The organism is Methanobrevibacter sp., from assembly GCF_045577275.1.
Classification (GTDB): domain Archaea; phylum Methanobacteriota; class Methanobacteria; order Methanobacteriales; family Methanobacteriaceae; genus Methanobrevibacter.
Genome location: NZ_JAZNIB010000118.1, coordinates 1 through 10057, shown reverse-complemented (window position 1 = coordinate 10057; position 10057 = coordinate 1). Strand labels below are relative to the sequence as shown.

Genomic DNA, 10057 nt, shown 5'->3' with positions numbered 1-10057 from the left:
AGTTAAATTAAATAAAATATTCTTACGTGTTTAATTAGGTCCCGAATGAATTTAAAAACATTAAAATCCGACTTAATATTAATTCTAATCTTTTAAATTCAAAATATATGAAAATTGCATATATTTTAACTATTTATAATTTTTTATTTTCATTATATTTAAATATTGGGTAAAAATAGGGGGCTTTTTCAAAAACTTATCAAAAAACCCATTTACCTCCATCATATATAATCTGATGTCAAAAAATCTATGATGTTTCTGTGTTTTAATCCGCTTCCTGAAAAATCAAGTTTGTCCATGCTCAAAACATATTTGTCAAAGTTATCGTCGATTTTTGCAAGAGCGGAAAATTCCCTTTCAATTGTCTTATCATTCTCCAGCTTATATGTTACTTGGATGTAAATCTTTTCCTTAGCTTTTGTGCAGACGAAATCTATTTCCTTGTCATTGATCAATCCTATTTTTACATCATATCCTCTTCTGAGAAGTTCAATAAACACTATATTTTCAAGGATAGATCCCATGTTTTCCATTTCACCATATTTTGCTTGGTAGAACCCATGGTCGGCCAGAAAGTACTTTTCATTGTGCTTCAGCACTTTCTTCCCTTTTATGTCTTCCCTTTGCGCTTGATATATGAAGCATGCATTCTTGGCATATAACAGATAATCAAGTATTGTATCCTTTGATATTTTCCTTCCCTCATGCTTTATGTATTTGACTATGCTTCCTGCAGAGAAATTTTTTCCAATGTTCATTATTACATAATCAAGTATTCTGTTCAGCATATCCGTGTTTCTGATATTGTGCCTTGTGATAATGTCCTTTAGGAGTATTGTATTGTATATGTCCCCCAAATATGAGTACTTGTCTTCTGCTGCAACCTGCTGTATAGGAGGCATTCCACCATATTCAACATACTCCTCAAACAGCTCCTCCAAGTCGACAATATCCGTCTTTTCCATTTCCTTTTTGTATTGTATGAATTCGGCAAATGAAAAGGGGTATATGTTTATTTGATAGTATCTTCCGGAGATTAGCGTTGCCATTTCACCCGACAGCAGCTCTGAATTGGAACCTGTGATGTAAATGTCACAGTCAAGGTCTACCCTGTAGGCGTTTATGCTTTTTTCCCAGTTTTTTACGTTTTGTATCTCATCAAATAGCAGATAGATCTTGCCCTTTGTGTTTTTAGTTAGGCCCATGATCAATTCATCAAGCTGCTTGAAGTTTTCTATTTTGTTGTATTTCAGGGATTCAAATGAGATCAAGAATATGTTTTCCTCATTTATTCCACGGCTTTTCAGTTCTTCCTGTATGCTTTTTAATAGATATGTCTTGCCGCTTCTTCTAACGCCAATTATGATTTTGACAGGTTCCTTATCAATTAATCTTTCAATCTGATTTAAGTATAATGTTCTCTTGATCATTATTTTCACCAAGACCTTTCTTTATATGAAATCTTGTATTTTAAAATATATAAATTTGTCGATTATAATCGACAATAATGATAATTATCATATAAACATCGAATACAATCGACAATAATGGCAATTTTTATACAAATATCAAATATAGCCGACAATATGATGTAATGGAAATTACATTATAATGTGAAAAACACACATTGCATTAGCTAATGAAAAAAGTGGTTCATTGACTGTAAAAAGAATATGAAAAACATCACTTTAAATAAGGATTATCTTTTAATCCATTATAAAGATTTATCAAGGGCAAAATTGTGCAAAAACACAATTGTGATTTAAAAAAAAGTGAAAAAAAGAATAAGGAAAGAATAAGTTAGTTTTAATCATGATGAGCTTGCCCGTTTTGGGGTCCTTAATTATTTTCTGCAGATTTTAGTTCCATTTACTTTCATGCCCTGCAATGCCTTTGCAATTGCCCCTTCCTCATTTGCATTGATTATTTCAGAGTTTATTCCATAATCTGCTAAGTCTAGAAGCTCTTTTACCTTGCCAACCATACCACCAGTTACATCAACATTGGTAGTGGATTCCAAGAACTTAATGTCTTCAATGGAGTTCACTTCATCAATATGAACAGCATCATCATGAGTTTTAGGGTTTTTGGTATAAACTCCTGCAACATCAGTTCCAAGGACAATCCTATCTGATTTTAGGAATTTTGCAATGTATTGGAGCACTTGATCTCCAGAAATGACTGCTATCTTCACTTCATCATCAATAACCACATCTCCAAAGAGAACAGGCACAAATCCTTCCCTAAGATATGTCTTTATTAAGTTCAAGTCAAAGTCATAGATTCTCTTATTGTGTGAAGTTATAATGGAAGATGGAGGTATTGCAATAACTGGAATGCCATGTTCAATCAAGGATTCACAGATGATTGAATTCAATTTCTTGACCTCATTTTGAACTTCAGCAAATCCGATTCTCTTTTCAAGGTAATCCTTCATTTCAAATGGCTCTCCAATCTTATACTTCTTAGCTGGAGGGTGACCAAAGGATCCTGCTCCATGAACAATCACAAGACCGTCTATCAAGTCATTGCTGATTTCCTCAGCGTATAATGATTGTCTGATTTCATCTGCAATACGATTTAAATTCTCATAATCAACCTTAGGTTCTGCTGAATCCTTTTCAGTTAATATGCTTCCACCAATCTTTAAAATAATCATAAAATCACACTATTAAATAAAAATAATATATAAAATAAATTTAAAATAAATCTGAAAAATGAAAAAAATTAACAGTTGTCATTGCAATCACAAAATCTAAGGTAAAGGAGGAGCCCTCCTATTTACCAAAACACCATCCTTTGAGAACTTGACTTTAATTGTCTTGTCTTCAACATTTATTGCCTCTGCAACTTCATCTATTGTCTCTTCGCTACATAAGGAAATTATGCTTCCTCCACCACCGGAACCGGTGATTTTGGATGCTAAAGCGCCATTGTCACGAGCGGTATAGATCATTCTTGACAGTTCATAGGTATTTACACCTAAAGAGTCAAGCAATCCTTGATTCAAATTCATGAGTTCAGCTATCCTTTCAACATCATTCTTTATGATTGCAACTCTTGCCTCATTTGCTATCTTACCCATTGTAGAGATTATTGGGTTGACCAATTCAGGATAAGTTTCCTTTAATGTCTTTACATTCTTGACCATTTTGGCAGTGTTTCCATACTTATTTGTGAATCCTACAACAAATGGCGCATCTAAATGATTGTCAAAACGGACTATTCTCTTTTCACGAGATAAGTAGATTAATCCTCCATATGTACTTATCAATGTATCCAAAGGACTTGCTATACCTTGAACATCCTCTTCAACGCCATGGGCTTCATGCGCAAGGGTTTCCTTATTGAATTCAACTCCATGATAATGATGCAATGCAGCAATTGTAGCTACTGTAACCGCTGCAGAAGAACCTAAACCTGAACCGATAGGCAGATTAAGGGATAGGCTCATGTCAATGTTGCTGTGATCATGGAACTTTCCCATAGCATTTAAGATATAACGGATAATGCCTGGTTTACCTCTAACCAGTGTATAAGTTCCTCTACGGGTATCCATCTTGACTTCAAAACCTAAATCATTGGACTTTAATGTGGAGTAATTATTGTTGGATTTGCGTATGCTTACTGTAGCCCTTTTATTGACTGCACCAGCAATAGCAGGTTCATCATAAACTACAGAATGTTCACCAAAAAGGATTGTTTTCCCTGGTGCAGAAGCTACTGATATATGTCTCATATTATAATTCTCCTAATTTTTTTTAATTAATCCAATAATCGATTTTGAAATTCTTTTTTTATTATGTAAAAATTAATATATTTATAAATTTATCTTAAATAGTATAAAAACTATACTATAGATTATGGCAAAAATGATTGAAGAGAAGGAATGCTACAATTGCAAATATTTGGAATTTGATTTGGATTTATGCACCCAATTCTTCTGCAAATATCATGAAAAGCTGATCAAACAGGATGACTGTTGCGAAAATTGGATGAAAAAGTGAGCAATACCAATATATCAAAAAAGAATAAGTTAGAAAAAAGTTTATATATTTAAGGATATAAGTAATTTTATGTTGAAATTTACAAAAAGGGAAGCAACAGAGTTAATGATTGCGTTGATTGTGCTTTCATTTTGTTTTGCAATATCAACCGTTAAAATAGATATCCATGGAATTTTATCACTTTTACCGATAGTCATTATAGGTGTGGCTACCGGAACCATATTGCATGAGGTCGGGCACAAGTTCATGGCAATGAGATATGGTTACCAGTCAGAATTTAAATTATGGCCTATAGGATTGTTGATTGGATTTGCAACTGCATTTCTTGGCTTTGTATTTGCAGTGCCAGGTACAGCCAATCTTGATACAGAAGATTTAAGCGATGAAATGAATGGTAAAATCAAGATTGCAGGACCTTTGACCAATATTGTGCTTGCATTCATATTCATATTGATTGCAGCTTTAATATACCCTTTTTCATTGCACTCACAAACCATTCATTTGATATATCTAATCTGTACAGTAGGTTTCTCTGTAAATAGCTTTTTGGCAACATTTAACTTAATACCAATCTATAGTTTTGATGGCACTGCTGTCTTAAAGTGGAGCATTGGATTTTGGGCCATCGCATTTGCTATTGGTGCAATTATGATGCTAACATCAATGACAATAGGTGCAGAAAATATGGTGCTGATGATTATTGGATTAACTTAAAAAAGAATATGGTTCTAATGATTATTAGATTAACTTAAAAAAGAATAAGGAGATAAATCATGAAAGTTTTACTTATAAATGGAAGTCCTCATAAGGAAGGCTGTACATTTACAGCATTATCAGAAATTAAAGACCAATTGGAAAAGGAAGGAATCGACAGCGAAATCTTCTGGATTGGAAATAAACCTGTTAGAGGTTGTATAGCTTGTGGAAAATGTGGAGAGTTGGAAAAATGTGCATTTGATGATGATGTCGCCAATGAAATAATAGACAAGATCCTTGAATCTGATGGCCTCATAATAGGCTCACCTGTTTATTATGCAGGCCCTAATGGAGCATTATGTGCTATACTTGATAGGGTCTTCTATTCAGCAAGTTCCAAATTCTCATTTAAGCCTGGTGCATCAGTTGTAAGTTGCCGTAGAGGCGGTTCAACAGCAAGCTTTGATAGATTAAACAAGTATTTCACAATTTCCAATATGCCTCTTGTAGCATCTAAATATTGGAATATGGTTCATGGAAACAGCCCTGAAGAAGTAAAACAAGATTTAGAAGGGCTTCACACCATGAGAACCTTGGCAAGAAATATGGCTTGGCTCTTGAAATCCATTGAAGGCAAGGATTTGCCTGAGCAAGAAGAAAAAGTGTTTACTAATTTCATAAGATAATTAGCAATCTAAAAAAAAAAATATTTTAGAAAAGAAATTTTAATTTCTTTCCTAATTTCTTTTATCTATTTTTTATTCCTTTCTATAACTTCTATCTTATATCCATCTGGGTCAGTGAGAAAATAGTATTTTTCACTGTCGTCTTCATATAAGCTTTTTAAAGGACCAACTTCATATCCTGCTTTTATATGCTCCTCCCTAACCGCTTCAATGTTCTTTACAAGAACTGCAAGATGTCCGTATCCTGTACCTATCTCATAAGGAACTTCAGGGTCATAATTATATGTAAGCTCCAATTCAAAATCTGATTGGCCATCAGTCAAATAGACCAAAGTGAATTTACCTTCGGGCTTATCCACTCTCCTATTCTCTTTCATTCCCAATGCTTCATCATAAAACTTCAATGAACGTTCAAGGTCAAAGACTCTAATCATTTCATGTATCATCATACAATTTACCATGATATCACCTTATTATAATTTAATTTGAGCATATAAGAACTTTTCCATATTTTTTTTATATTGTACAATTTTATATGAGAAAAGTGGATTTGAATTAAAAATATTGAAATTTATTAGTAGTTTGTTTATATGATTGAAAAAAAGAAATGGAAAAAATAAAAAATAAAATAATAAAAAAAATAAAAGAAATCAAGCTAATGATTGATCAATACCATACACCAGAACCATATCCAACTACAGATGCATAATCTAAAGTTATGTCACCACTTGTTGAATGTTGCAGGAGTTCAAAGTTCTTTTGACCTAATTTTTTGGAAAATTCCATACTTACCATAGTTGGACCGTATCCACATATACTAATTTGTTCTTTTTTGACAACTTGATAGAGCCCTTCAGTATTTGCATTGAACACTTCATTAAACACAAGGTTGTCATGTTCAATGGTCTTTTCCTGAGACTTAAAATGAGATAAATCAGTACTATCAATCAAAGTGATTTTTCTTCCCAAGTTTTGGCTAGATTCATGGATGGAATTTGCCAAATCTTTAGATGCTTCAACTGATTGATCCATCATGCAGATTGGAACTATCTTGAAAAAGCTGTCAAAGTACTTTAGGAATGGAAGCTGAACTTCACAGCTATGTTCATTTAAGTGTGCATTGAAATCAGCTTTAGCAAAATTAGAGTTTTTGATGATTTCATCTGCAAGTTCATTGTCTACATCACAGACTCCATTTGGAACTACCCAAGAGCCTTCATTGTATACTGAAACGTCTGCTCCATATCCTGTATGGTTAGGACAAAGGATTACAAAGGTTTCTGGATAACCGTCTTGGACTAATTTTGAGTAGGCATGAGCAGCAGTTGGGCCAGAATAGACATAACCTGCATGAGGAACCATAATTGCATTTACCTTCTTTTCCTTATTGATTCTGGATAATTTAGGTACAACGCCCGGACCTAACCTATGTTTAAAACAGTCTTCAATTGATTCATTTAAGTATTTGACATTACCTTTGTAAAATTTATCAGCAACTATAGGTTCTCTAATCATATTCTCACACATTTTTAATTTTTAATCATTTAAAATTTTTAGAATTAATTAATAATTTAATTAACTTAATATAAAAAATTTATTTAATTTTTTTAAAAATAGAATTTGTGAAAATAGGTTAAAAATAGAATAAAAATAAAAATAGAACAAAAAATAGTTTAAAAATAAAAAATAGAATAAAAGAGTTAATTAATTAAAATAATTAATTAACCTAGAATTTTAATTCAAAGTCAGAAGATTCAATGTCTAAATCTTCGTCTTCGCCAAGAATTCCTCTTTCTCTTAAGATTTGTCTTGCAAGTAACCAGTAGATTAAAGCAATAGCTTTTCTACCTTTGTTGTTAGATGGAACACAAATATCTACGTTAGCAAGTAAGTTTTCAGAATCGCATAAACCTACTACAGGAAGTCCGTTTTGTTTGGATTCTAAAATTGCTTGAGAGTCGGATCTTGGGTCAGTTACAACAATTACTTTAGGTTCGATGAATTTAGCGTATTGTGGGTTGGTTAAGGTACCTGGGATGAATCTACCAGGGATGGTTTTACAACCAGTGATTTCACCGAATTTCTTAACTGGAGCTTGACCGTATTGACGGGTAGCTACTACTAAAATGTCATCTGGGTCGTATTTTGCTAAGAATTTAGCAACAGCTCTGATTCTTTCATCAGTTTTACGAACGTCTAAGACATATAAACCATCGGATCTTACACGGAAAATGTATTTTTCCATGTCACTAGTTTTTTGTTGGGTACCAATGTGTAACCCAGCAGCTAAATACTTTTCTAAAGGGATTAATAAATCTGACACTTTATCACCTTATAATATAAAAAATTTTTTAATTTAATAAATTGTTAATAGCATAATAGTCATTCAATATCTTAATGACTTTATTTTTTTAATTAAATTATTAAAAAATAAGATAAGAATTCTAATAAAATCCATTGGACCTTATTGAATTCTTGTCTTGAAAATCAACAAATTTATTCATCTTTGATAGTAATGCAGTCGTTAGGACACATGTCGACACATACTTCACATAAAGTACATTCGTCTTCATGATCAGTTACGATTTTGTCTCCGTCTAAGGAAAAGATTTCCATAGGACACATATCTACACATTCACCACATTCTGCATTTTCACATTTGCTTGCATCAATAATAACAGTTGACATTTTTACACCATTTTCTTCTAAATTTTTATTAATTAATAATTTAATCAATAAACTTGAATAAATACTACAATCCCAGTTTATTAAGCCTATTAATTAATTACATAAATAATCTTTTTCAACATTTTATTTACTATTAAAAAGATTTAATTTAATAGTTAATAAATTTAACTACATATTAAAGTAAATTTCGCTCAAAATTTACTGTAATCATGATTTTGAACTTTAATTGAGATAAAATTTCTAATATAAATTAGCCATTCTCGGATTGGAGATTTCATCCTCAATTCTAATGAGTTCATTCAATTTAGCTATTCTTTCTCCACCTATTGCACCGGTCTTTATCATAGGAGCGCCAAATGCAATTGCCAAGTGAGCAATGGTCTCATCACAGGTCTCACCTGATCTGTGGGAAACGACAGGCATTACGCCATTTTCTTTAGCTAATCTTACTGTTTCATAAGTATCAGTTAAAGTGCCTATTTGATTCGGTTTGATGATGATTGCATTTGCAGCATTCATTTCGATTCCTTTAGCCAACAATTCACTGTTGGTTACGAATAGGTCATCACCACAAATGCGGCATTTGCTGCCGACTTTTGAAGTGAGCTCTGCAAATCCTTCAAAATCCCTTTCATCAAAAGGATCTTCAACATAGAACATATGATAAGTATCAATCAAGTCTTTCACATAGTCAACTTGGTCTCCAGAATCTCTTTTAAGACCGTCTTGACCATATACGTACTTGCCTTCTTCTTCACTCCAGAATTCAGATGAAGCCATATCCAAACCAGGCTTAATAATGAAGCCAAGTTCATCACTAACCTCTTCACAAGCTTGAGCTTGAATCTCCAAAGCCTGATCGTTGGTAATGTTTGGAATCCATCCTCCTTCATCACCTTTTCCACCGGTAAAGCTAGGGTCCTTTTTAGATATGAGTTCCCTTAATCTTTTATGGACTTCAACATTAGCAAAAACCGCTTCTGTTATGTCCCCTGCTCCAACAGGAACAACCAAGAACTCTTGGATATCAGGTGCGTTAGGACCTGCATGTGCACCGCCGTTCATCATATTACCTAATGGATAAGGTATCTCTTTTACGAAATTTCCGCCTAGGAAATTATAGAGCGGTAAATTATAACTCATTGCCGCTGCTTTAGCTGCAGCCATTGAAACGGCTACAGTGGTGTTACCGCCAATTGCAGATAAGTTGTCGGTTCCATCGATTTCCTTTAGAACCTCATCAATATCTTCAATGTCCTCAGCAGCCATACCAATAAGTTCAGAGGAAATTAAATCTTCAACCTCAGTGATTACTTGACTAACTCCCCCTTCAGGGAAGGAAACAACTTCTCTGGAACCTGTACTTGCACCACTTGGTGCAGCAGCTCTTCCAAATCCGTTCCAAGTAATTATATCTACTTCTACAGTAGGATTTCCTCTACTATCTAAAATCTTTCTAACACGAACATCTTCGATAACGCTATCCAAAATAACACCTCAAAGCAAAAGAACGATAAAAATCATTCTTTAATTTATTCAGATATTATTAAGATAATGCAAAATAAACTAGTTTTTTAAAGATTTTCGCTAGACAAATTAATTAATGCTAATTAAGCAAATACTGATTTTGAAACCTAAAATTAACTAATTGCAATTAAATTGCCATTAATTAAACCTAGTATTCACTATTCAATTAATTACCAATGAGATTCAAAAGAATCCTTCAATTCGTCTTACCATAAAATCTATAATGGATATAAAATCATAAAAAAACTAGAAGGTTGATTTATAGATTGCATATGATATTCTTAATTTAAGAAATAAATAAATTCAATAAATTTAATAATTTTTATATAATTTATTTATAATAATATTAAGTTTTTTATTATTTAAATACTTAATCATAACTAAATGACCAAATAAATATGATCTTAATAATATTTTGCTAATTTAAGTTTAGCAACTAATTCTTTTAATTAA

At 32.5% G+C, this 10057-nt stretch carries 11 protein-coding genes; 3 read left to right on the top strand and 8 right to left on the bottom strand.

Annotated features, from left to right (window positions below):
• Positions 1–221: 221 nt before the first annotated feature.
• The 3 genes from ACKI67_RS03855 to mvk all read right to left on the bottom strand — a co-directional run bounded on the left by ACKI67_RS03855 (position 222) and on the right by mvk (position 3739).
• Entirely contained in the window at positions 222–1430 is a 1209-nt protein-coding gene (locus ACKI67_RS03855; RefSeq protein WP_407462069.1) for an ATP-binding protein, read from the bottom strand.
• A gap of 413 nt (positions 1431–1843) precedes the next feature.
• Positions 1844–2659, bottom strand: a complete 816-nt coding sequence (locus ACKI67_RS03850; protein WP_407462068.1) for an isopentenyl phosphate kinase — start codon at positions 2657–2659, stop codon at positions 1844–1846.
• Positions 2660–2755: 96 nt separating this feature from the next.
• Complete coding sequence (gene mvk / locus ACKI67_RS03845; protein ID WP_407462067.1) at positions 2756–3739, bottom strand: mevalonate kinase; 984 nt, start codon at positions 3737–3739, stop codon at positions 2756–2758.
• 124 nt (positions 3740–3863) lie between these two features.
• Here mvk and ACKI67_RS03840 point away from each other — a divergent pair, with 124 nt between their 5' ends.
• The 3 genes from ACKI67_RS03840 (at position 3864) to ACKI67_RS03830 (ending at position 5389) form a co-directional block, all read left to right on the top strand.
• Positions 3864–4007 carry a hypothetical protein gene (locus ACKI67_RS03840; protein ID WP_407462066.1) on the top strand — a complete coding sequence of 48 codons (144 nt, stop codon included), beginning with the start codon at positions 3864–3866 and terminating at the stop codon, positions 4005–4007.
• 69 nt (positions 4008–4076) lie between these two features.
• Entirely contained in the window at positions 4077–4721 is a 645-nt protein-coding gene (locus tag ACKI67_RS03835) for a site-2 protease family protein (RefSeq protein WP_407462065.1), read from the top strand.
• Positions 4722–4780: 59 nt separating this feature from the next.
• Complete coding sequence (locus ACKI67_RS03830; protein WP_407462064.1) at positions 4781–5389, top strand: flavodoxin family protein; 609 nt, start codon at positions 4781–4783, stop codon at positions 5387–5389.
• 65 nt (positions 5390–5454) lie between these two features.
• On the opposite strand, the gene ACKI67_RS03825 is transcribed toward ACKI67_RS03830, so the two are convergent.
• From ACKI67_RS03825 to eno, 5 genes are all read right to left on the bottom strand, one after another.
• A complete protein-coding gene (locus ACKI67_RS03825; RefSeq protein ID WP_407462063.1) occupies positions 5455–5850 on the bottom strand; it encodes a VOC family protein in 396 nt (131 codons plus the stop codon).
• A 205-nt stretch (positions 5851–6055) separates the two neighbouring features.
• The gene (gene amrB / locus ACKI67_RS03820; RefSeq protein ID WP_407462062.1) at positions 6056–6904 is read right to left on the bottom strand and encodes an AmmeMemoRadiSam system protein B; all 849 of its coding nucleotides are present in this window, start codon (positions 6902–6904) and stop codon (positions 6056–6058) included.
• A 211-nt stretch (positions 6905–7115) separates the two neighbouring features.
• A complete protein-coding gene (rpsB, locus tag ACKI67_RS03815; protein ID WP_407462061.1) occupies positions 7116–7712 on the bottom strand; it encodes a 30S ribosomal protein S2 in 597 nt (198 codons plus the stop codon).
• Positions 7713–7885: 173 nt separating this feature from the next.
• Positions 7886–8077 (bottom strand): indolepyruvate ferredoxin oxidoreductase subunit alpha, encoded by a 192-nt coding sequence (locus ACKI67_RS03810; protein ID WP_407462060.1) that lies wholly within the window; start codon positions 8075–8077, stop codon positions 7886–7888.
• Between the two features lie 240 nt (positions 8078–8317).
• A complete protein-coding gene (gene eno, locus ACKI67_RS03805; RefSeq protein ID WP_407462059.1) occupies positions 8318–9565 on the bottom strand; it encodes a phosphopyruvate hydratase in 1248 nt (415 codons plus the stop codon).
• Between the last annotated feature and the right edge of the window lie 492 nt (positions 9566–10057).